Raw genomic sequence first — 20,980 nt, forward strand, 5'->3', positions numbered from 1 at the left:
CATGCGCGGCGTTCTGCGTATCGGCCCGTGCGGTAGCATGAGCCGAGCGGCACGGCCAGGTAGCTCAGTTGGTACGAGCGTCCGACTGAAAATCGGAAGGTCGGCGGTTCGACCCCGCCCCTGGCCACATAGCCTTTCGCCGGGCTACAGAGATCCCCACCAACGGCAACGTCGGTGGGGATCTTGCTGTTTGCGCCGTCACCTCGCAAGATCAGCGGCAGGACGGCCGACCGGAGACGAGGATGCCGCGGAAGACCCGCAGGAAGTCGGCCTGGGCTGGGACACCTACTGCCTGGTGGTCGATCCGGGGCAGGCCACGCACTACGGCGGGGTCCTCGAATGCGAGGTGACCGGTACGCGGCTGAGGCTCACCCTCACGAGCGAGGCGGCACAGGAGCTCGCGCTCCCCACGGATGCCACCTTCGACCTGCAACTGAGCGCTGATCAGATTTCCATGCTCAAGCGTGGACTGACCCGGGTCCTCACCTCCGGCCGCAGGAACGCTCGACCCACGCTCCTGCTCCACTAGCGGGTCGGCGTGCGAATCTTGGAGACTTTCCGTTCCCAGCCAACGGAAAGTCTCCAAGATCCGACCGGGCTGGCGTCGCGTCGGCGGCTGTCCGTGCGTGCCTGTCCTACCGTCGGCGGTATGACGACGGTGCTGGTGTCTCTCGCGGTGTTCGTGGCGTTGCTGGTCGCGGTGGTCGCCTTCGTGAGCCGGCGGGACCGGAACAGGTCGTCGTCGTGCGAGGACCGGGCAGCGGTCCGCGACGCCGGTGCCGACCAGGCCCGGCACGAGGCCGAGCGCCACTTCGTACAGGGCCAGGCAGCGGGTCACCAGATGCCCCACAGCACGTGAACGAGCGTCACGCCGGCCCTTAACCCCGGGCTACTCGGCGTAGGGCTGGTCCGTGCCCTGGTCGCTGTAGCCGAGGCTCCAGATGTAGCCGTCCGGGTCCGCGAAGGAGCCGCCGTACCCGCCCCACGGCAGGGCGCCGGCGGGCTTGAGGATCGTGGCCCCGGCCTTCTCGGCCTCCGCGATGATCTCGTCGACCCGCGCCTCACTGCGGACGACGTAGGTGAGGACCAGCCCGCTGAAGCCGCTGCCTTCCGGGTCGGCGCCCACCTGGCCGGCCAGGCCCTCGCGACCGTAGAAGCCGACGAGGGAGCCTCCGTCGGACTCGAAGAACACCGAGATGCCGTAGTCGTCCTTGATCTTCCAGCCGAGCCCCTCCGTGTAGAACTGCTTGGACCGGGCCAGGTCCCGGACGCCGAGCAGGATCGAGCTGACGTTCGCCTTCATGTCATGTCTCCTTGTGCCTGAGGAATGAGGTGCACGAGGAATGCGGTGCACGCGGACCACGCTACGAACGGCCCCGTCCCCGGTGCTTCTCGATTCCTGACCGGTTGGTCGCCGCTCGCCGCCCAGGTGACGTGCCTGCCGCCCCTCCGTGTGCACCACGCCCAACCCCGGGTCTGCCGGGGGCGGGCGGGCGAGTATGAGCGGTATGGGACGTCCGGAAGGCGGTGAACGGAGTCAGGACCTGTTGCAGCGTCGCGAGGACGTGCGGCAGGCAAACTTCCTGGAACTGTTCGTCGACCTGGTGCTGGTGTTCGCCCTGGCCGGCGTGGTCACCCGGGTCGCACGGGACATCGTCAGCGAGGACGTGGTCGTCCGGTGGCGGGCGATGGCCTTCCTGCCGGTGCTGTCACTGCCGCTGATCTGGCTGTGGATCACGACCGCGCACATCACCAGCTGGTTCGACCCCCGCCGTCGCAAGATCCAGTGGATAGTCCTGGCCAGCGCGTTCGGGCTGCTGATCATGTCGACGTCCCTGCCGTACGCGTTCGTGGGCCGCGGCTGGGCTTTCGTGCTGCCGTACGTGCTCCTGCTGTGCGGCCGGCCGCTCATCCTCATGCCGGCGCTGCGCGGGCACCCACTGCGGCAGCTCTACCTCCGGTCGCTGCTGTGGTGCGCGCTCTCGGCGGTGTTCTGGTTCGCCGGCGCGGCCGGCAGTGGCGGCTCCCGGGCCGCCCTGTGGGCGACCGCCGTGGTCATCGACTACCTGGGTGCCCAGCTGCGCTGGGCGGTGCCGGGGATGGCCCGTTCGCCGGTCAGCGCCTGGGCCACCGACAGCCGCCACCACCTGCCCGAGCGCTACCAGCAGTTCCTGATGATCGCCCTCGGGGAGAACGTGCTCGCCGTCGGCACCACGCTGACCAACCAGAAGGTCACCGTGGCGACCGCCGCCGGGCTGGTGGTGGCGTTCCTGGCGACGGTGCTGATGTGGCGGATCTACTTCTACCGCTCCGGCCAGGTGCTCGCCGAGACCGTCGCCGCGGCGGGAGACCGGGACGCGGCCGGCCTCGCCATCGGCACCGCCCACGTCGTCATGGTGCTCGGGATCGTGGCCACCGCCGTCGGTTTCGAGATCGTGCTGAAGCATCCGGACGGCGCACCGGAGCCGGCGTGGCTCCTGGCGAGCCTCGGTGGTCCGGCGTTGTTCCTCTACGGCCGCATCCGTCTGGAACGCGTCGTGTTCGACCGGCTGTCGCTCCGCCGGGTCGTCGCCATCGCCGCGCTTGCGGTTGCCGCCGTGCCCCTGCACCTCGCCCCGCCGCTGGCCGCAGGGGTCGTGGCCGCGCTCGTCCTGCTCGGCGTGGCCCTGGCCGACGCCCGCCACGCCGCCGGCCGCCCCCAGGAGCCCCCCTCCCCGGCGCACTGACCCGCGAGCCACGAAAGGCCGGGCCGGCAGCTGAGGCCGTCAGGGTCAGGGGTACCGGCGGCTGGTCGCAACAGGTTCACGGACGCACCGCTCGGATGAGCTGGCCTCGCGGGCTACCGCTTCGGGCGGTGCTGGCCCATGCCGCTCTGGATCGCCTCCCAGACGCTCCGGCCGGCCTGCAACAGCGTCTCCCCGGCCTGCCCGGCGAGCTGCGCCGGACCGGGCGGGCCACCCGCCGCCTTCTCCGCTTCCTCCGGCTTCCCGGCGGCGGCCGGCTTCCCCGACTCCGGGGTCTTCCCCGAGCCGGCCGGCTTCCCCGACTCGGGGGTCTGCCCTGGACCGCCCGGCCTCCCGGCCTCCGGGGCCTGCCCCGGACCGCCCGGCCTCCCGGCCTCCGGGGCCTGCCCCGGACCGCCCGGCCTCCCGGCCTCCGCGGCTTTCCCGGGACCGGGCGCGTTGCCGGGGCCGGCGGGTGCCTGGCCGGCGCCCTTTTCGCTGGACGGCGGGCGCCCCTCGGGGCTCGTCGACGGCCCCGTCATCGCGCCGGTGGGCGGCTCGGGAGAACGCGCCCCGGCCGGTCGCGCCGGGGAGGGCGGTGCGGGTTGGCCGACGCCCTCGCGCAGGGCCCGGTCGGCGACCGCGCCCACCGTCCCGACCCGCTGCCCGCTCTCGTTCACGACGGGCGCGCTGGCGAGTTGCTGCGCCGCCCGGTTCACGTCGTCGATGCTGCCGCCGACCGACCGGGCCAACGCGTCGATGAGGTGCGGGTTCCGGTCGATGGTGCTCAGCGCGCGGTCCAGGATCTGCACCAGCTTCTCCAGGCGTACCTTGAGCAGCGCCTCGGCGCTGACCCCCGTGACGTCCAGTTCCACGCCCTCCAGGTGCACCCGGACCCCCGCGTCGAGCTGGAGCAGGTTGGCCAGGCGGGCGCGCAGCGACAGGTCGGCGTCGAGCCCTTCGACGGACAGCCGGATCTGGTCGACCGTCACCTCCGGGATGTCGAGCAGGACGTCCGGCTCCGACTCGCCGGCGCCCCGGTGGGCGGGCCGCCCGCTCGTCGGGTCCGGCTCCCGCCCGGTCGCTCCGCTCTCGCTCATGCTCCCCGCTCCCCGCTGGCCCCCGTCGCCTGGGCCGGATCAGGCGCGGTTACCCGGTTTCCGGCCCACCATCCCTGGCGGTCCGTGGCCGGCAACGCGCGGCCCGGGCACTGTCCGGAAAACGTTCTCCCGCTGTCCGGAAGCGGGCGAAGATGAAAGCTGCACAGCGAGGCATGAGCCGGTATGGTCCGGGCCTATGGGACAGGGGATGGCCGATCCGGATGAGGTCCGCCAGGAATTCGACCGTTTCTCCCTCCGCAGCACACTCTTCGCCCCCGCCTCCGCCGAGCGGGCGTACGCCGTGTTCACCGGGTCGCTGGCCGACTGGTGGGTGCGCGAATACACCTGGTCCGGGCCGGAGGCGCTTGCCGAACTGGGCATGGAACCGCGGGCCGGCGGCATGCTCTACGAGATCGGGCCGTACGGCTTCCGCGGTGACTGGGGCCGGGTGCTGACCTGGGATCCGCCCCGGCGGCTCGTCTTCACCTGGCAGATCGGGCCGGACCGGGTGCCGGTGCCGGACCCGGCGCGGGCCAGCGAGGTCGAGGTCCTCTTCCAGCCCGAGGGGCCGGAGCTGACCCGGGTGGACGTCGAGCACCGCTACTTCGACCGGCACGGTGAGGCCGCCGAGGGCTACCGCAAGGCGCTCACCGCCGGTTGGCACGAACTGCTCTGCCGCTACCTGGCGACCGTCGCCCGCGCCACCGACTGACCGCGGCGGATCACTCACCGATGCCCGGTGGCCCGCACCACCGATCGACCACGGTGGATTTCAGCCACCGATGCCCCTCGCCGGCGTACCGGCGCCGGTCACCCCGGTGCCACCGAGGTCGGCCCGGCGGCCCGCGGCCGCGCCCGGACCGAAGCCGCTGCCCGCGAGCCGGCGGCGCGGGGCGGTACGCAGCCGCGGGTACACCTCGGCGAGCCGCCGCTGGACCCGGTCGGAGCGGTCGGCGAGCACCAGCGCCACCGAGGGTGCCCCGGATTCGGCCACCGCGCCGGCCTCGGCAGTGCGCAGCCGCTCGGCGACCACGTGCGCGAAACCGGCCAGCCACGTACGCCGGAACGCGGCCGGATGCTCGCCGGCGGGTACGGCGGTGCCGGCCAGCCCGTGCGCGGCCTGCACCAGCAGCGAGGTGAAGAGCAGTTCGACCCGTTCCAGGTCGCTGGCGAAGCCGAACAGGTGGAGGTCGAAGCCGCTGCCCTGCCGGCGGCGTACGCAGCGGCAGCGCAGCGGTTCGGCGACCGCCGCGAGCAGGCCAACCTTGTCCCGGGCGTACGGGGCGACCACCTCGACGACCCGGTCACCGACCGGATCGGTGGCCGGCTCGCGGGCGGCGAGCAGCGCCCGGTCGACGCCGTAGCGGGCGATCAACTCGGTTGCCTTGGCCATGAAGGCGGCCGACTCGGCGGGCGTGCAGGCCGGGTCCTCGGCCTGGGCGAGCAGCTTGCGGACCTTGCTCAGCATCGCCTCGGACATGCACCAGAGCTATCACAGAGCGGGGAGGGTCAGCCCGCCCGGCTGCGCAACGTGGCGACCGTCGAGCCGGCGAGGGTGAGCAGGCAGTCGGGCAGCAGCCCGTCGGCGGCCGCGGCCCCGAACAGCGCCTCGCCGGTGTCGGCGTCGTCATTGGCGTACGCGCTGACGAAGCGTGCCACCCAGCGGGTGTCGTAGTCGGCCTGGTCGATGCCGGGAAAGTCGAGCACGGCGCCGCCCCCGGGGGCGTCGTCGCCGACCATCGTGGCGGCCAGGCACCAGGCCACCCCGTACGCCCCGGCGAGCCCGGAGCGGTCCACCACGGCGTCGAAGGTGTCCACCACGCCGGCCCCGTCACCGGCCAGCGCCGAGCGGAGCACGGCGGTCGCATCGTCCAGCGTCTGCTGTGCCTCGTCGCTCACCTGCCGAACAGTAGTTCCGAGGGTCAAGCGGTGACCCCGGAACAGCGCCGCCATCACGCAGAGTGATACCAGCAGTCGGGGTGCCGACGGACGGACCTCCACGGTCCCGCGCGCCGCGCCGGCACGCTAGTGTGCGCAGCGGACCCTCGCCGGAGGAAGGACGACAATGCTCAGAACTCGCGCGTCGCGTGCGGCCCTGTCCACGGCCTGCGCGGCGCTCCTGCTCGCCACCAGCGCCTGCGGGAGCGACAAGCCCGAAGATGCGGCCAACACCCAGGTGCGCCTCTACGGCACCGACGGCAACATGCTCAACTCGTACGCTGACGGGCTGAAGGACCGCGCGGACCTCATCAACGGCATGAAGGGCACCACCCCGCTCACGCCGCTGCCCGAGAGCTTCAAGGATCAGCTACGCACCGTAGACCCGAAGCTCCAGGACTACCTCTACGCGGCGGAGACCTACGACGCGATCGTGATAAGCGCGTTGGCCGCCCAGCTCGCCGGCACCACCGAGCCGACCGAGATCGCCAAGCAGATCGTCGGTGTGACCACCGGCGGCCAGCGCTGCGAAGAGGTGGCTACCTGCCTCCAGCTGGCCCGCGCCGGCGAGGACATCGAGTACCGCGGGGTGTCGCTCAACCGGGCCGGGTTCACCGACGTCGGTGAGCCGGCCACCGCCAGCTACGCCACCCTGCACTTCGACGACCGGCAGATCGACGACGGCAAGACCGAGTTCGTCGGCGCCGGGAACGATTCGTCGGCCAGCACCAAGACGCCGCCGCGGGGCCGTAAGTCGCGTCCGGCCAAGTCCTACAAGGAGGACGGCTCCCCGCTGGTGCTCGGCGGCCTGCTGCCGAAGACCGGTGACCTGGCGCTCGCGTACCCGCCCATGGCGGCCGGCGCGGTGCTCGCGATCCGCGAGATCAACGCGGCGGGCGGCGCGCTCGGCGACCCGGTGACCTGGATCGAGGGCGACGACGGCACCGACCCGAAGGTGGCCAAGGCGACGGTGGCCGCGCACGTCCAGCAGGGCGTGCACGTCATCATCGGTGCGGGCGCGTCCGGCATCTCCCGGGCCGTGCTGCCCGACGTGGTGGCCGCCGGGCGGATCCTCTTCTCCCCGTCGAACACCGACGCCGGGCTGAGCACCGTGGAGGACAAGGGCCTCTACTTCCGCACCGCGCCGCCGGACAGCCTCCAGGGTCGGGCGCTGGCCGACGTGATACTGCGCGACGGACCGCACAAGATCGCGATTGTCGCCCGCAAGGACTCCTACGGTGAGGGCCTCCAGGAGAACGTCCGCGCCGAGCTGGAGAAGGCCGGAATGGGCGCCGACAAGGTCAAGCTGCTCTCGTACGTGCCCCCGGAGGGCGCGTCCCCGCCGCCGGTGGACTTCACCGCAGGGGCCAAGGAGATCAAGGACTACGGGGCGGACGCCGTGCTGCTCATCGGCTTCGGCGAGTCGGCGAAGGTGATCACCGACCTGGCCGACGCCGGGGTGCAGATCCGGAACTGAGACGACGACGAGGGCCGCACCGGACGAACCGGTGCGGCCCTCGTCGTGTCCGCCGGTCAGCGGGAGCGGCGCCGCTCCAGGAACTCGGTCATCCGCCGGTGCTTCTCCTCGTCCTCGAAGAGCACCGCCTGGCTGAGCAGGTCGAGCTGCGGGTGCGCGGCCGCGGGGGCGTCCACCGCGAGCTTGGTGAGCCGCAGGGCCAGCGCCGAACCCTTGGCCATCTCGTCGAGCAGGCCGTGCGCGGTGGGCAGCAGCTCCGCCGGCTCGGCCACGACCCGGTTGACCAGCCCGATCCGCAGCGCCTCGTCGGCGTCGACCCGCCGGCCGGTGAACAGCAGCTCCTTGGCCCGGGCCTCCCCGACCAGCGCGGGCAGCCGGTAGGTCGCGCCGGCGCCGGCCAGGATGCCCAGCCGCACCTCAGGCTGGCCGAACACCGCCCGCGCCGTGCACACCCGCAGATCGCAGGCGTACGCCAGCTCGGCGCCGCCGCCCAGCGCCGGGCCGTCGACGGCGGCCACGGTGGGCATCGGCAGCGCCCGGATCCGGGCGAAGGCGGCCTGGTTGATGGCGGCCAGCGCGTCCAGCCGACCGCGCTCGCGGAGCTGGGCGATGTCCGCGCCACCGGCGAAGATGCCCTCCGTCCCGCCGGTGAGCAGCAGCAGCCGGGGCCGGGCCTCCAGCTCGGCGCAGACGCCGTGCAGCTCGGCGATCAGCTCCGCGTCGATCGCGTTGCGCTTCTCCGGCCGGTCCAGGGTGACCACCAGCCGGTCCGGCAGCTCCTCGATCCGCAGCCCGCTCACTGCTTGACCCCGCCTTCCCAGTTGTAGAAGCCCTGCCCGGACTTCTTGCCCAGCCGGCCGGCGGCCACCATCTCCACAAGCAGCGGCGGCGGCGCGAAGCGGTCCCCGTACGCGGCCTGGAGGGTGCGCGCGATGTCGAGCCGGACGTCCAGCCCGACCAGGTCGGTCAGCTCCAACGGGCCGACCGGGTGCCGGTAGCCCAGCACCATCGCCTTGTCGATGTCGGCGGGGCTGGCCACCCCGTCGGCGACCATCCGGATCGCCTCCAGGCCGAGGGTCACGCCGAGCCGCGAGGTGGCGAAGCCGGGCATGTCGCGTACGACGACGGGGTCCTTGCCCAGCCGGCCGGCGAGCGCGACGGCCGCCTCGGTGGTCTCCGGCGCGGTGGCCGGGCCGACCACGACCTCGAGCAGGGCCATGGCCCAGACCGGGTTGAAGAAGTGCAGGCCGAGGAAGTCGGCCGGCCGCTCCAGCCCTTCGGCCAGCTCGGCGATGGGGATGCTGGACGTGTTGCTGCCGAGCAGGGCGGGCCGGCGGCCCTCGGCGTCCCGCAGCACGGCCCGCTTCAGGTCGAGCCGCTCGGGAACCGCCTCCACGATCACGTCCGGGCCCTCGGCCACCTCGGCGAGCCCGGCCCGCAGGGTGACCCGCTCGCGGTTCGCCGTCGCCGCCTCGGCCGTCAGCTTGCCGCGCTGCACGCCGCGCTCCCACAGCTCGCCGAGCCGCCGCAGGGCGCCGGCGCCGCGCGCCGGGTCCACCTCGACCAGCTCGACCGCGTACCCGGCGCCGGCCGCCACGTACGCGATGCCGAGGCCCATGGTGCCGGCCCCGACGACCACAAAACGACCACTCATCGATGTCCCTTCGGCGCGGACCGGTGACGGGCGGGGTCTCCGCCGCGCCGCACGAGTCCGCTCGCTCGCTCCTGGGTGCGACCCTATGCAGGGCCGGCCCGCGGAGCATGCGTGGGGGCGCGCCGGATCGGGTACAGACGGCCGTCAACGCCGAGGGAAGGATCGAGATGAGCCAGGCACCGGACAGCGCGGAGGGCACCGAGACCGTGGAGACCCGCGGCGACGAGCGGGTGGACCTGCTCCGCGCGGACACCAACAACGACGGGAAGACCGACGTCTGGGTGGTGGACACCGACGGCGACGGGAAGGCCGACCTGTTCCAGTTCGACACCGACGGCGACGGCAAGGTGGACATCACCATGGTCGACATCGACGAGGACGGCACCCCGGACGAGGTGGTCGACGGCGACGGCGGGCTCCCGCCCGAGCAGACCACGCCCACCGTGCGGGTCTGACGCGTACGCCGGCGGGCGCCCCGGACGTGTCCGGTCGCCCGCCGGCTCAGGCCAGTCTCAGCGTGGCCAGGTAGTACGGGTGGTCCTGGTCGTCCACGTCGACCAGTCGCCACGGCGAGCCGTGGACCAGTTCGGCGAACTCCTCGACCGAGCACACCAGATAGTCGAACCACTCGGTGCCGAGCAGCCGGTAACGCAGCCGCAGCCGGAGCTGGCCGCCCAGCCGCCCCCGCCGACGGTTCAGCTCGTGGTAGCCGGTGTGCACCGGATCGGTGGTGCCGTACGGGTCGGTGCCGTGGGCGATGACCTGCGCGCCGGGGCGGGCCAGCGCGGCGAGCGCGGCCAGCAGGGCGGGGGCCCGCTCCCGGCCCTCGAACAGCCCCAGGTTGTTGCCGAGCAGCAGGAACGTGTCGTAGCGCCGGCCGTCGGCGACGTGCTCGTCGACGGTGCCGAGCACCAGGTCTCGTACGCCCCGGTGCCGGCTGACCCGCAGCGCGCCGACCGACGTGTCCAGGCCGGTGACCGGCACGCCCCGATCCTGGAGGTCCAGCGCGATCCGGCCGGCCCCGACGCCGATGTCCAGCACCTGCCCGCGCACCCGGTCCACGGCCCGGTGGTCGTACGGCTGCCACCGCTGCGGCGGGTCCAGGTAGTGCTCGGCGGGGGCGCCGTTGACCAGCCCGTCGTCGCGCTCGATGATCTCGATGACCGGCCGGGGCAGCCGCCCACCGACCAGCGGCCGGGGCCCGATCCCGGTGGTGACCGCGTACGCGTCGCGGATCATCTCACCGAACACGTCGCCGATCGTGGGTTCCCCGGTCACAGTGCTGTCTCTGTTCGCGACTGCGGGGCTCGCAGACCCGGCTCACTCCTCGCGCTCACGGCGATCACGCTATCCGGGCTCACCCGGCCTGTCGCCGCCGTATCCTGAGCGGCGTGACAGACCTGGACCGCCTGGCGGCGGAGAAGTACGTCCTGCTCACCACGTTCCGCAAGGACGGGCGGGCGGTGCCGACTCCGGTCTGGGCGGTGCGCGACGGTGAGGCGCTGGCGGTGTGGACGGTGTCGGACTCCGGCAAGGTGAAGCGGATCCGGCGCGACGGCCGGGTAACGGTGGCCCCGTGCGACGTGCGCGGCCGGCCGCACGGCGAGGCGGTGCCGGGGCACGCGACGATCAGCGGCCCCGAGTCGACCCGGCGGATCCGGGGCCTGCTCAAGCAGAAGTACCGGCTGATCGGCCGGCTGAGCCTGCTGGGCAGCCGGCTGCGCCGGGGCGAGGGCGGCACGGTGGGCCTGCGCATCGTGCTCGACTGAGCGAACCGGCCCCGGACACGATTCAGGGCGGCGGATCGTCGCTGTCGCGACGTCCCACCGCCCCTGATCGAACGCCTGAGAAACGTCCGGCGGTCAGTCCCCCTGACGCTGCTGGGGAATCTGCCCCTGCAGCAGGGCGCGAACCTCCGACTCGCGGTAGCGGCGGTGGCCGCCCAGGGTCCGGATGGCGCTGAGCTTGCCAGCCTTGGCCCACCGGGTCACCGTCTTCGGGTCGACACGGAACATCGACGCCACCTCGGCCGGTGTGAGTAGCGGCTCTGGTTCGTGCGTTCGCGATGCCATCGGGGTCACTCCTCCACATGTATAGACATCGGCCGGGGTCCCGCCGGCCGACGCGTCTCCCATGGTCCGGCTAGTCCCCGATGTCCGACATGGGCCGAACGGCTGAAGGTCCCTAGACGGACGGATGAACCATGCCCGATTTTTACGACTTTTATGCCGCAGAATCTACCTTATTCGGACTCATGATCACGGGTCGTGAAGCGTCGACTACGAGACAGTCTCGCATCGAGAGGGCTCAACCCGGGCAAACCCGGCGGCCTAGTTGCAGCGCTCCAGCAGCTGCACGGCACGCCAGCGGGCGACCAGCTTGTCGTACGCCGCCGAGGCCTCCTCCGCCTCGCCGCGCGAGAGCCCGGCCAGCCCGGTCGCGACCAGCTCGGTCGAGTCGTCGGTGGCGAGCGTCTCGTCGGGCAGCAGCTGCACCAGGCCGCCGTAGTCCAGCTCCACGACCGAGCGGGGGTGGAACTCCTCCAGCCAGCGGGCGGCCTCCTCGACCGCCTCGGTGATCGGCGCCTCGCCGACCGACTTGCGCAGCACGGACAGGGCGCGGGACGACCGGCGGCGCGCCTTGGAGATCTCCGTCCGGTAGCGCAGCGCCCGCCGCTCCGGCTCGGTGACCAGGTGCCGCTCCTGCGCGTCGAAGAGCACGAACCAGCGCAGCGGCACGCCCCAGGTGGCGATCTGCTCGTGGACCCGGGGCACCCCGTGCTCCAGCACCCGCGCCCCGCTGCGCCAGTCCTCCACCACGGCCTTGGCCTGGCCGGCGAGGACCGGCGGGACGAACGCGTCGGCCAGCACCGAGGGCACCCCGTCGCGGGCGCTCAGCGCCGCCTCGGCGACCCGGATCCGCAGGTTCCAGGGGCAGACCAGCAGGGTGTCGTCGGCCTCCAGGACGTACGCCTCCTCGGGCAGGTCGGGCAGCCGGGTCCAGCCCGCGCCCAGCGCCTCGATCACCGCCGTCCGCTGCCGGCCCGGCCCCTCCAGCGGAGCGACCGCCCGGCCCTCGTCGACGTAGCGGCGCCAGTACGACTGCCGGTCGCGATCGAAGGCGGTCAGCGGCTCGTACACGCGCAGGTATGAGGCGAAGAGCGACGGCACGGCGACGATCCTCCCACGAGACGGGACTTGTCCGCCGCCGCCGTCACGAGGCGTCGTGACGTGCGCGACAGTACGGCTGCGGCCGATATTAGGCTCAGTAGCACCGGCACCATCCCGCCGGCGTGCCAACAGGTTCCGCGCCCCACAAGGACGCACACCGACACAGGAGTCAGCCATGGGCGTATTCGCCAGCACCGACGACCCGGGATCCACCGGTCACGAACAGGTCGTGTTCTGCCAGGACAAGCAGTCCGGCCTGAAGGCGATCATCGGGATCTACTCCACCGCGCTGGGCCCCGCCCTCGGCGGCACCCGGTTCTACCCGTACGCCAGCGAGTCCGACGCCCTCGCCGACGTGCTCGACCTCTCCCGGGGCATGGCGTACAAGAACGCGCTGGCCGGCCTCGACCTCGGTGGCGGCAAGGCGGTCATCTGGGGTGACCCGGAGCAGATCAAGAGCGAGGCGCTGCTGCGCGCCTACGGCCGTTTCGTGGAGTCCCTGGCCGGGCGCTACTACACCGCCTGCGACGTCGGCACCTACGTCGCCGACATGGACGTGATCGCCCGGGAGACGAGCTACGTCACCGGCCGCAGCGTGGAGCACGGCGGCGCCGGCGACTCGTCCGTCCTCACCGCCTGGGGCGTCTTCCAGGGCATGCGCGCCGCCGCCGAGCACGTCTGGGGCACCCCGAGCCTGGCCGGTAAGCGGGTCGGCGTGGCCGGCCTGGGCAAGGTCGGCAAGTACCTCACCGGCCACCTGCTGGAGGACGGGGCGGAGGTCGTGGCGACCGACGTCAACCCGAAGGCCCTGGAGTGGGTGCGCACCACCCACCCGCAGGTCACCCTGGTCGACGACACCGCGGCGCTGGTCGCGTCCGACATCGACGTGTACGCCCCGTGCGCGCTGGGCGGCGCCCTGAACGACGACACGGTGCCGGTGCTGCGCGCGAAGGTGGTCGCCGGGGCGGCCAACAACCAGCTCGCCCACGCGGGCATCGAGAAGGTCCTCGCCGACCGGGGCATCCTCTACGCCCCCGACTACGTGGTGAACGCCGGCGGCGTGATCCAGGTGGCCGACGAGATCGAGGGCTTCAACTTCGAGCGCGCGAAGCTGCGGGCCACCCGGATCTTCGACACCACCCGGGAGATCCTGCGACTCGCCGACGACGAGGGCGTCCCGCCGGCGGTGGCCGCGGACCGGCTCGCCGAGCGGCGGATGGCCGAGGTCGGCCGGCTGCGCACCATCCACCTGCGCTGAACGTCACCCTCGGGGGCGGGCACTCGCCCGCCCCCGGGGCGCGCCGACCCGCACACCGGCGTTAAGCTGCGATTGGGATGTTTCGTGCCGGTTTGACCGCTGTCATGGCCGGCCCCGGCGCTCACTCCTTACCGGGTACACTTTGTGACGGCCGGATCACTGCGACGCGCAGGGCCGGTTGACGGTAACCCGAGGTGCCGAACGGTGGCATCCCCATGTACCGTAAGAGCCACGAGAGATGCCTGACGTCATCGGGGCCCGCCTTCGGGCTGCCCCGCATTCTGTGCGAGGGGGTCGAGCCATGGGGCGCGGCCGTGCTAAGGCCAAGCAGACGAAGGTGGCGCGGGAGTTGAAGTACCACTCCCCGAACACCGACCTCACCGCCTTGCAGCGCGAGTTGGCGGGTGCTGGTGGGAAGTCTGAGCAGCACTTCGACGACGACTACAAAGAGTATGTCGACGACGATGATGAGGATCACGCGGACGACGACCCGGACACCTGGGTCCGTCCGACCCGCTGACCTCCGGTCGCATCTGAGCACGCGGTGACTCCCCGCGTGCTCACGCATGTGCCCATCCAAAGCGGCGCACCGACGATCAGGGACCTCGCCGTGCCGGAGCCACTCCGGCCGACCGGCAGGTCCCTGATCGTGGACGCGCACCCTCAGCGGGGCCGGTTGTTCCAGTTGTAGAACGTCGGGATGTTCTCGAAGTGGTTCCAGGCGCACACCGCGCTGGCACCGTCGCCGCCCGACACCTCCGCCCGCAGCAGGCGCGCGGCCTCGGCCTCGTGGAGAAGCGCGGTCAACCCGGCGGCGGCCTCCCGCACCCGGTCCACTACGGGATCAGGGGCGGCTCCCCCGACGCGCTCAGGCTGCCGGTGACTCGTGGTCTCGGGCATGCTCCAACACTCCCTCCAGTAGGCGGATCTTGCTGTTGCGGCAGTGCTCGGTCTCCGTACCGTCAAAACGCCCCAGCTCGAAGTAGCGGTTGGCCGCGTGGCCGCCGCCGCAGAAGCCGAAGTAGGGGCAGGAGGACCGGCACGCCTCCACGCCGGTGAGGAACTCGCCCACCCAGGGCGTCCGCCCCGCGCCGGCCAGGATCTCGGCCAGCGGGGTGGTCAGCACGTTACCGCTGCTGAAGTCGCCGTAGCGCGGGTCGGTGAAGCCGGCCAGCTCCGGCGAGAGCACGACCACCGAGCCGTCGTGGCTCACCGTGGGGATCGGGTCGAGCCGGCGGGGCAGCAGGTCGTCGGCCGTGCCGGCCAGGACGGCGCCCGCGTACCGCAGGGACCACTCGATCTCGCGCAGGTGGATCCGGGGATCCCGGCGCCAGGCGGCGACCAACTCGGCCCAGAACCCGGTCACCGCGGCCGCGTCCCGGGCGTTCGTGCGGGTGTTCACGCCCTCGGTCTCCTCGATGTTGATCCCCAGCACGTCGCAGCCGAGGTCGAGGAAGTAGTCGTAGAGCTCGGTGGCCAGCCCCGGCTCCGGCCGGGAGACCACGGCCAGCGCCGAGAAGGGCAGCCCGTGCCGGCGCAGCGCCGCCACCCCGGCCAGGATCCGGTCGTACGCCGGCCGGCCGCCCCGGGTGACCCGCTCGCCGTTGCGGGCCCGGGGGCCGTCCACGCTCACGCTGACCCGGATCCCGTGCTCGGCGAAGAACGCGCACCAGGCGTCGTCGATGAGCGTGGCGTTGGTCTGGACGTGGTGCTCCACCGCCGGGCCGAACGGGGCCAGCAGGGCCGCCAGGTGCTCCCGGCCGGCCGCGAGCGGCTCGCCGCCGTGCCAGACCACCGAGAAGCGCTCGGAGGCCGCCCAGGGGTTCACCGAGGCCGCCACCGCCTCGGCGACCGTGAGCGGCATCCGCCGGTCGACGGCCCGCAGCGGCAGGTAGCAGTAGACGCAGTCGAGGTTGCAGAGCGTAGTCGGCTGCATCACCACGTACGAGGGGACGGCGGAGATGCCCCGCATCCCGGTGTGCGTACGCGCAGCCATCAACCCTCCCCCGCCTAGCCTGAACCGCCCTTCAGGCTAGGCGGCGGTGACCACTCGGGTGAACCCCCGATCAGGTGCCCGGATGATCACCGGAGAGTGATCACCCGCGGGTGTGCTGGCCGATCATCTGCACGTTGCCGGTGCCCTCGATGATCTCGCCGGCCTGCCAGGCGTCGACGCCGCGGCCGGTCAGGGTGGCCAGCGCGCGGTCCGCGTCCTCGGCCGAGACGATGGCGAACATGCCGACGCCCATGTTGAACGTCGCCTCCATCTCCGGGTCCTCGATCCGGCCCTTGGACTGGATCAGGTCGAAGATCGGCTGCGGCTTCCAGGTGGAGCGGTTGACCACCGCGTCGACGTGCTCGGGCAGGACCCGGACCAGGTTGCCCGGGATGCCGCCGCCGGTGACGTGGGCCAGCACCCGCACCTCGGCCTCGGCGATCAGCTTGAGGCAGTCCTGCGCGTAGATCTTGGTGGGGGTCAGCAGCTCCTCGCCGAGGGTGCGCTGCCGGCCGAAGTCCTCGATCACCACGTCCAGCCGCATCCGGCCGGCGCCCAGCAGCACGTGCCGGACCAGCGAGTAGCCGTTGGAGTGCAGGCCCGAGGAGCGCATGGCGATCACCACGTCGCCCACCTCGACCCGCTCCGGGCTGAGGATGTCGCTCTCCTCCACCACGCCCACGCCGGTCGCCGAGATGTCGTACTCGTCGGGGCGCAGCACGCCCGGGTGCTCGGCGGTCTCGCCACCGAGCAGGGCGCAGCCGGCGTACCGGCAGCCGTCGGCGATGCCGGCACCGATCTCGGCGACCTTGTCCGGGACGACCTCGCCGGTGGCGATGTAGTCGAGCAGGAAGAGCGGCTCCGCGCCGCACGCCACCAGGTCGTCGACCACCATGGCGACCAGGTCGATGCCGACCGTGTCGTGGATGTCGAGCTGCTGGGCGATCACCAGCTTGGTGCCCACACCGTCGGTGGAGGAGGCCAGGATCGGGTTCTTGTACTTCTTCGTGTCCAGCCGGAACAGGCCGGCGAAGCCGCCCAGGTCACCCATGACCTCCGGGCGCCGGGTCTGCCGGACCTTGGACTTCAGCAGCTCGACCGCGCGGTCGCCCGCCTCGATCGACACCCCGGCATCGGCGTACGAGACCGAGCGTTTGCGCTGCGTACGGCCGGTCCCCGCCGACCAGGGCTGGCGGTCGCCGCCGGCGCCCGTCGGGCTGGATCCTGCGCCGCTGCGCTCGGACACGTGGGTCACGGTTCTCCCCTTTTGGTTCCCGCGGACCGGCCGGTGGGCCGCCCGCGTCGGTGGTGCTACGGGCGGTTGCTCGGCGTGGCGACGAGCGCGGCGGTGGTTGCGGCGGCGGGCTCGGACGCCTCGGCGGCGACCCGGCGGCCCACTCCTTCGAGCACGTGCTTGCCGATCAGGTTCCCGGCCGGCAGCTCGATCGGGTATTCCCCGTCGAAGCACGCCCGGCAGAGCCGGGTCTTCGGCTGCTCCGTCGCGGCGATCAGGCCGGGGAGCGATACGTAGCCCAGCGTGTCGGCCCCGATCGACCGGCGGATGCCCTCGTTGTCCAGCCCGTTGGCCAGCAGCTCGGCCCGGGTGGCGAAGTCGATCCCGTAGAAGCAGGGCCAGCGGACCGGCGGCGACGAGATCCGGACGTGGACCTCCAGCGCCCCCGCCTCGCGCAGCATCCGCACGATGGCCCGCTGGGTGTTGCCCCGCACGATCGAGTCGTCCACGACCACCAGGCGCTTGCCGCGGACGTTCTCCCGCAGCGGGTTGAGCTTGAGCCGGATGCCGAGCTGGCGGAGGGTCTGCGAGGGCTGGATGAAGGTGCGCCCGACGTACGGGTTCTTCATGAGGCCCTGGCCGTAGGTGATGCCGGACTCCTCGGCGTAGCCGATCGCGGCCGGGGTGCCGGACTCCGGCACCGGGATGACCAGGTCGGCCTCGACCGGGTGCTCCCGGGCGAGCTGGCGACCGATCTGCACCCGGGCGGAGTGCACGTTCCGCCCGGCGATGGTGGCGTCCGGGCGGGCGATGTACACGTACTCGAAGAGGCAGCCCTTGGGCTCCGGGGCGGCGAACCGGCTCGACCGCAGCCCGTCCTCGTCGATGGCGATCAGCTCGCCCGGCTCCACCTCGCGGACCACGCTCGCGCCGACGATGTCCAGCGCGGCGGTCTCGCTCGCCACCACCCAGCCGCGCTCCAGCCGGCCGAGAACCAACGGGCGGACGCCGTGCGGGTCGCGGGCCGCGTAGAGGGTCGACTCGTCCATGAAGACGAAGCTGAACGCGCCGCGCAGCTGGGGCAGCACCTCCAGGGCGGCCGCCTCGACGGAGAGGTCGGGTCGGCTGGCCAGCAGCATGGTGACCAGCGAGGTGTCGTTGGTCGAGCCGTCGGAGTCGACACCCCGCTCGGCCACCTCGCGCTGGAGGTCGGCGGTGTTGACCAGGTTGCCGTTGTGGGCCAGCGCGATGGTGGTGCCGGCGCTGGTGGCCCGGATGGTCGGCTGGGCGTTCTCCCAGGTCGAACCGCCCGTGGTCGAGTAGCGCGCGTGCCCGATCGCCACGTGCCCGCGCAGGCTGGCCAGCGTCGGCTCGTCGAAGACCTGGGCGACCAGGCCGAGGTCCTTGTAGACCACGACCCCGGAACCGTCGCTCACCGCGATGCCCGCGGCCTCCTGGCCGCGGTGCTGGAGGGCGTAGAGCCCGAAGTAGGTCAGGTTGGCGACCTCCTCCCCGGGCGCCCAGACGCCGAAGACGCCGCACGCGTCCTGGGGGCCGGGTCGCTGGGGGTCAAGGTCGTGGCTCAGCCGGCCATCGCCTCGGGGCACCTGCCGCTCCCTCAATGCTGGGGTCTGGACTGGCCTGGCGGAGGTCGGGGGGCAAGCTCCGCACGGTGGGCCGGGGACCGTGGTCGCCTCATAGTGTACGCGAACAGCCGACGATACCGACAGTCACGATCCGCCCGCACAGCGTGACCGGTGGGCGCGCGTCACCGCAGCTACAGCGGCAGGTGCTCGGAAAGATCCGCCCGGATGCCGGACACGCGTACGCGACCCTCGGTGACCGCCTCCGCCCAGCCGAGGCGGCCCGTGGCCACCTCCAGCCAGGTCTTCGGGTCCATTTCCACCACGTTCGGGGGCGTTCCGCGGGTGTGTCGCGGCCCCGCCACGCACTGCACGGCACCGTAGGGTGGAACCCGCACCTCCACCGATCGGCCGGGGGCGCGCTCCGCGAGGACGGCCAAGAGCGTACGGACCGCCTCCCGGAACACCGGCCGTTCGGGCCTACGCCCCTCATCCAGCGCCGTCAACGTTGCCGCGACCGCGGCCGAATAAGTGTGCGGAGAGGACACGACGGGACGATACGACCCGGCAGCATCCCGCTCGACGCTGGCCCTGGGTAGAGATGATCCGGTCAGACAAGGCATAGTTGCCGACGGCGTATTCGTACCGTGAGTGATCACCCTGGCCGGACCGGCCGGCGGGGAGATCAGACCCGGAAGGCGGTGGACGTGTCAACACACCGACGTGCCTGGAAGCAGCGGGCCGGTGTGGTCGTAGCGCTGGTCTTCGGCGCGCTGCTCGCCGTCCCCGCCACACCCGCCCTGGCGGCGCCCAACATCAGCAACGTGTCCGCCTCACCGAACTCCGTCGAGGCGGGCGGCTCCGTCAAGGTGACCTACACCCTCAACTTCACGGACCCGCTCTCCGCCGCCGACGTCTCGGTCACCTCCAGCAACCCGAAGCTGAACTGCGTCGACGGCTGCTCACGCGGTCGGGTGGATCAGAACGGCACCTTCGACGCCACGTTCCGGGCTGCCTCCGACGCGCCGAACGGCTCCGCCACGATCACGATCAAGGCGACGGACTCCAACGGGCCCAACAAGCAGGAGCAGTCGGCCACGGTGACGGTGACCCTCGTCGCCAAGGCTCCGCCAGCCCCGCAGACGGTCAAGTCGGTCTCCGGCAAGGTCGTCATCTCGGCCAACGGCGAGCCGATCGCGGGCGCACTGGTCATGCTCCGGGACAGCCGGAACAACCAGCGCCGGACCAACACGGACAGCAGCGGCAACTTCCGCTTCACCGGCTCCGACTCGGACCCCATCGCGCCGGGCCGGATCGACCTGGGCGCCTCCAAGGACGGCGCCGAACCCGGTACGAAGTCGATCGACGCGGCGGCCGGTCAGTCCGTGACCGGCCTGCGGATCAGCGTTCCGCTCAAGGTCGAGGCCAGCCCCAGCGCCACCCCGTCCGCGAGCGAGGAGGCCCTGCCGAGCGACGAGGCGACCGACGAGGCGACCGACGAACCGGCCAGCGAGCAGCCCGCCGCCCAGCAGCCGGCCGCCAACGAGGACTCCGGCGGCTTCGGCTCGTGGCTGCTCATCCTGCTCGGCGGCCTCTTCGTCGCCGTCGGTGTGGGCACCATCGTGCTGCTCTACATGCGGCGCAAGAACGAGGACGGCGACGGTGACGGGGACGGCCCGCACGGGCCCACCGGCCCCGGTGGCCCGGCCGGAGCGGCCGGCGCGGTGCCGGGCGCCCGGGGCGCCTACCGGGGCGCGGACGACCAGACCCGGGTGGTCAACGGCATGGGCGCCGGTGCGGCGCCGACAATGGTCGGTGGCACCTCGCTGAGCGACGCGCCGACCATGATGCACCGCCCGGTCGTCGACGACGTGCCGCCGGACCCCTACGGCGCCCCTCCCGGCCCGGGCTACGGCGCCGGGGCCGGTGCCGGTCAGGCCGGCTGGGCCGGCAACGGCTACGGCGACGGCGCTCCCGGCCAGGGCGGCTACGGCGCCGACAACGGCTACGGCGCCGCACCGTCCTCGGGCGGCGGCTACGGCACCGCCCCGTCCTCGGGTGGCGGTTACGGGAGCCGGGACTACGGCGCCGGCGCCGGCGGTTACCCGCCCGCACAGGGCGGCGGCTACGGCGGCGAGCGCTACGACGAGCCCACCGGCCGCTACACCGGCGACAGCACCCAGTACGCGCCGCCGGCCGACCCGTACCCGACCAGCACCTACCAGCCGGACCAGGGCCGGGGCTACGACCAGCCCGGTCAGGGGGGCCAGTACGGCCGCGGCCCGGAGCAGGGCGGCAACGGCTACGGCTCCGGTGGCGGCTACGGCGCACCGGCGGGCGGCTACGACAACGGTCCGGCGGGCGGCTACGGCGGCAGCCAGCAGGGCGGCTACGACAGGGCGCCAGCCGGTGGCTACGACGGCGGCCAGCAGGGCGGCTACGACGGCGGCCAGACCGGCGGCTACGACGGGCGCCAGGCCGGCTACGAGGGCGGCCAGCAGGGCGGCTACGACGGTTACGACAAGCGCGGCGGCTACGGCGGCGGCGACGGTTACGGCCAGTCCCAGCAGGGTGGCTACGGCCAGCCCGGCGGCTACGGCCAGGAGCAGCCGCCGCAGCAGCGCGGCGGTGGCTACGACAACCAGGGCTACGACCAGGGTGGCTACTACGCCGACCCGGCCGAGGCGGGCCGGGGCCGACCCGACGCGCAGGACCGCGGCGGCCGCCGCCTGGACTGGCTGGACGACTGACCGCGGGGGCGCGAGCGCCCCGATCGAGCACGACGAGAGTGGCCGCCCGGCTGAGCCGGGCGGCCACTTCGCGTAGCGGTTGGTGGACGGGGAGCGG

The 20,980-nt window shown here is 72.7% G+C and carries 24 protein-coding genes and 1 tRNA gene; 11 read left to right on the top strand and 14 right to left on the bottom strand.

Annotation, left to right across the window (positions count from 1 at the left end; all coding sequences use genetic code 11):
• The first annotated feature begins 53 nt into the window (after positions 1-53).
• The 3 genes from GA0070603_RS18720 to GA0070603_RS18730 all read left to right on the top strand — a co-directional run bounded on the left by GA0070603_RS18720 (position 54) and on the right by GA0070603_RS18730 (position 859).
• Positions 54-127: transfer RNA gene (locus GA0070603_RS18720), tRNA-Phe, on the top strand.
• Positions 128-190: 63 nt separating this feature from the next.
• Positions 191-529 (top strand): Imm10 family immunity protein, encoded by a 339-nt coding sequence (locus GA0070603_RS31270; RefSeq protein WP_167544560.1) that lies wholly within the window; start codon positions 191-193, stop codon positions 527-529.
• A gap of 120 nt (positions 530-649) precedes the next feature.
• Positions 650-859 carry a hypothetical protein gene (locus GA0070603_RS18730; protein WP_091315718.1) on the top strand — a complete coding sequence of 70 codons (210 nt, stop codon included), beginning with the start codon at positions 650-652 and terminating at the stop codon, positions 857-859.
• A gap of 30 nt (positions 860-889) precedes the next feature.
• Here the strand turns inward: GA0070603_RS18730 and GA0070603_RS18735 are convergent, their stop codons facing one another.
• Entirely contained in the window at positions 890-1,303 is a 414-nt protein-coding gene (locus GA0070603_RS18735) for a VOC family protein (protein WP_091315721.1), read from the bottom strand.
• Between the two features lie 244 nt (positions 1,304-1,547).
• Between GA0070603_RS18735 and GA0070603_RS18740 the strand changes: the two genes are divergently transcribed.
• Positions 1,548-2,726 (top strand): low temperature requirement protein A, encoded by a 1,179-nt coding sequence (locus tag GA0070603_RS18740; protein WP_167544561.1) that lies wholly within the window; start codon positions 1,548-1,550, stop codon positions 2,724-2,726.
• 113 nt (positions 2,727-2,839) lie between these two features.
• Here GA0070603_RS18740 and GA0070603_RS32085 read toward each other — a convergent pair whose 3' ends face one another.
• Entirely contained in the window at positions 2,840-3,823 is a 984-nt protein-coding gene (locus GA0070603_RS32085) for a hypothetical protein (protein ID WP_244282556.1), read from the bottom strand.
• Between the two features lie 196 nt (positions 3,824-4,019).
• On the opposite strand from GA0070603_RS32085, the gene GA0070603_RS18750 reads away from it, so the two are divergent.
• Entirely contained in the window at positions 4,020-4,535 is a 516-nt protein-coding gene (locus tag GA0070603_RS18750; RefSeq protein WP_167544562.1) for an SRPBCC family protein, read from the top strand.
• A 60-nt stretch (positions 4,536-4,595) separates the two neighbouring features.
• On the opposite strand, the gene GA0070603_RS18755 is transcribed toward GA0070603_RS18750, so the two are convergent.
• Both GA0070603_RS18755 and GA0070603_RS18760 read right to left on the bottom strand, forming a co-directional pair.
• Positions 4,596-5,303: a DUF2786 domain-containing protein gene (locus GA0070603_RS18755; RefSeq protein WP_091315728.1), complete on the bottom strand. Its 708-nt coding sequence runs from the start codon at positions 5,301-5,303 to the stop codon at positions 4,596-4,598.
• Between the two features lie 29 nt (positions 5,304-5,332).
• Positions 5,333-5,722 carry a hypothetical protein gene (locus GA0070603_RS18760; RefSeq protein WP_091315731.1) on the bottom strand — a complete coding sequence of 130 codons (390 nt, stop codon included), beginning with the start codon at positions 5,720-5,722 and terminating at the stop codon, positions 5,333-5,335.
• Between the two features lie 166 nt (positions 5,723-5,888).
• Between GA0070603_RS18760 and GA0070603_RS18765 the strand changes: the two genes are divergently transcribed.
• Positions 5,889-7,238, top strand: a complete 1,350-nt coding sequence (locus GA0070603_RS18765; protein ID WP_091315733.1) for an ABC transporter substrate-binding protein — start codon at positions 5,889-5,891, stop codon at positions 7,236-7,238.
• A 56-nt stretch (positions 7,239-7,294) separates the two neighbouring features.
• On the opposite strand, the gene GA0070603_RS18770 is transcribed toward GA0070603_RS18765, so the two are convergent.
• Positions 7,295-8,038 (bottom strand): enoyl-CoA hydratase/isomerase family protein, encoded by a 744-nt coding sequence (locus GA0070603_RS18770; RefSeq protein WP_091315736.1) that lies wholly within the window; start codon positions 8,036-8,038, stop codon positions 7,295-7,297.
• On the bottom strand, positions 8,035-8,892 hold the full coding sequence (locus GA0070603_RS18775; RefSeq protein ID WP_091315740.1) for a 3-hydroxyacyl-CoA dehydrogenase family protein: 858 nt from the start codon (positions 8,890-8,892) through the stop codon (positions 8,035-8,037). Before GA0070603_RS18775 ends, GA0070603_RS18770 begins: the two co-directional genes overlap by 4 nt.
• Before the next feature lie 167 nt (positions 8,893-9,059).
• Here GA0070603_RS18775 and GA0070603_RS18780 point away from each other — a divergent pair, with 167 nt between their 5' ends.
• Positions 9,060-9,347 carry a hypothetical protein gene (locus tag GA0070603_RS18780; protein ID WP_091315743.1) on the top strand — a complete coding sequence of 96 codons (288 nt, stop codon included), beginning with the start codon at positions 9,060-9,062 and terminating at the stop codon, positions 9,345-9,347.
• Between the two features lie 46 nt (positions 9,348-9,393).
• On the opposite strand, the gene GA0070603_RS18785 is transcribed toward GA0070603_RS18780, so the two are convergent.
• Positions 9,394-10,170: a class I SAM-dependent methyltransferase gene (locus tag GA0070603_RS18785; protein WP_091315746.1), complete on the bottom strand. Its 777-nt coding sequence runs from the start codon at positions 10,168-10,170 to the stop codon at positions 9,394-9,396.
• A 113-nt stretch (positions 10,171-10,283) separates the two neighbouring features.
• On the opposite strand from GA0070603_RS18785, the gene GA0070603_RS18790 reads away from it, so the two are divergent.
• Entirely contained in the window at positions 10,284-10,661 is a 378-nt protein-coding gene (locus GA0070603_RS18790) for a PPOX class F420-dependent oxidoreductase (protein WP_091315749.1), read from the top strand.
• Positions 10,662-10,754: 93 nt separating this feature from the next.
• Here GA0070603_RS18790 and GA0070603_RS18795 read toward each other — a convergent pair whose 3' ends face one another.
• Both GA0070603_RS18795 and GA0070603_RS18800 read right to left on the bottom strand, forming a co-directional pair.
• Positions 10,755-10,964 carry a BldC family transcriptional regulator gene (locus GA0070603_RS18795; protein ID WP_007073996.1) on the bottom strand — a complete coding sequence of 70 codons (210 nt, stop codon included), beginning with the start codon at positions 10,962-10,964 and terminating at the stop codon, positions 10,755-10,757.
• A 258-nt stretch (positions 10,965-11,222) separates the two neighbouring features.
• A complete protein-coding gene (locus tag GA0070603_RS18800; protein ID WP_091315754.1) occupies positions 11,223-12,062 on the bottom strand; it encodes a DUF8083 family protein in 840 nt (279 codons plus the stop codon).
• Positions 12,063-12,237: 175 nt separating this feature from the next.
• Here GA0070603_RS18800 and GA0070603_RS18805 point away from each other — a divergent pair, with 175 nt between their 5' ends.
• Together GA0070603_RS18805 and GA0070603_RS18810 are read left to right on the top strand one after the other, a co-directional pair.
• A complete protein-coding gene (locus tag GA0070603_RS18805) occupies positions 12,238-13,320 on the top strand; it encodes a Glu/Leu/Phe/Val family dehydrogenase (RefSeq protein ID WP_091315757.1) in 1,083 nt (360 codons plus the stop codon).
• Between the two features lie 301 nt (positions 13,321-13,621).
• Positions 13,622-13,840, top strand: a complete 219-nt coding sequence (locus GA0070603_RS18810) for a DUF3073 domain-containing protein (RefSeq protein ID WP_091315761.1) — start codon at positions 13,622-13,624, stop codon at positions 13,838-13,840.
• Between the two features lie 143 nt (positions 13,841-13,983).
• Here the strand turns inward: GA0070603_RS18810 and amcA are convergent, their stop codons facing one another.
• From amcA to GA0070603_RS18830, 5 genes are all read right to left on the bottom strand, one after another.
• Positions 13,984-14,220 (bottom strand): multiple cyclophane-containing RiPP AmcA, encoded by a 237-nt coding sequence (amcA, locus tag GA0070603_RS31275; protein WP_139131895.1) that lies wholly within the window; start codon positions 14,218-14,220, stop codon positions 13,984-13,986.
• Positions 14,189-15,292: a cyclophane-forming radical SAM peptide maturase AmcB gene (gene amcB, locus GA0070603_RS18815; protein WP_208863048.1), complete on the bottom strand. Its 1,104-nt coding sequence runs from the start codon at positions 15,290-15,292 to the stop codon at positions 14,189-14,191. Before amcB ends, amcA begins: the two co-directional genes overlap by 32 nt.
• A 124-nt stretch (positions 15,293-15,416) precedes the next feature.
• Positions 15,417-16,571, bottom strand: coding sequence for a phosphoribosylformylglycinamidine cyclo-ligase (gene purM / locus GA0070603_RS18820; RefSeq protein ID WP_091315768.1), 1,155 nt, complete (start codon positions 16,569-16,571; stop codon positions 15,417-15,419).
• A gap of 56 nt (positions 16,572-16,627) precedes the next feature.
• Complete coding sequence (purF, locus tag GA0070603_RS18825; protein WP_091315771.1) at positions 16,628-18,157, bottom strand: amidophosphoribosyltransferase; 1,530 nt, start codon at positions 18,155-18,157, stop codon at positions 16,628-16,630.
• Positions 18,158-18,327: 170 nt separating this feature from the next.
• Positions 18,328-18,681, bottom strand: coding sequence for a sterol carrier family protein (locus tag GA0070603_RS18830; RefSeq protein WP_091315775.1), 354 nt, complete (start codon positions 18,679-18,681; stop codon positions 18,328-18,330).
• Positions 18,682-18,840: 159 nt separating this feature from the next.
• On the opposite strand from GA0070603_RS18830, the gene GA0070603_RS18835 reads away from it, so the two are divergent.
• Positions 18,841-20,883: a carboxypeptidase-like regulatory domain-containing protein gene (locus tag GA0070603_RS18835; protein WP_091322086.1), complete on the top strand. Its 2,043-nt coding sequence runs from the start codon at positions 18,841-18,843 to the stop codon at positions 20,881-20,883.
• Positions 20,884-20,980 lie beyond the last annotated feature (97 nt).

The sequence above is a fragment of the Micromonospora chersina genome (assembly GCF_900091475.1).
In the GTDB taxonomy this organism is placed as follows: Bacteria; Actinomycetota; Actinomycetes; order Mycobacteriales; family Micromonosporaceae; genus Micromonospora; species Micromonospora chersina.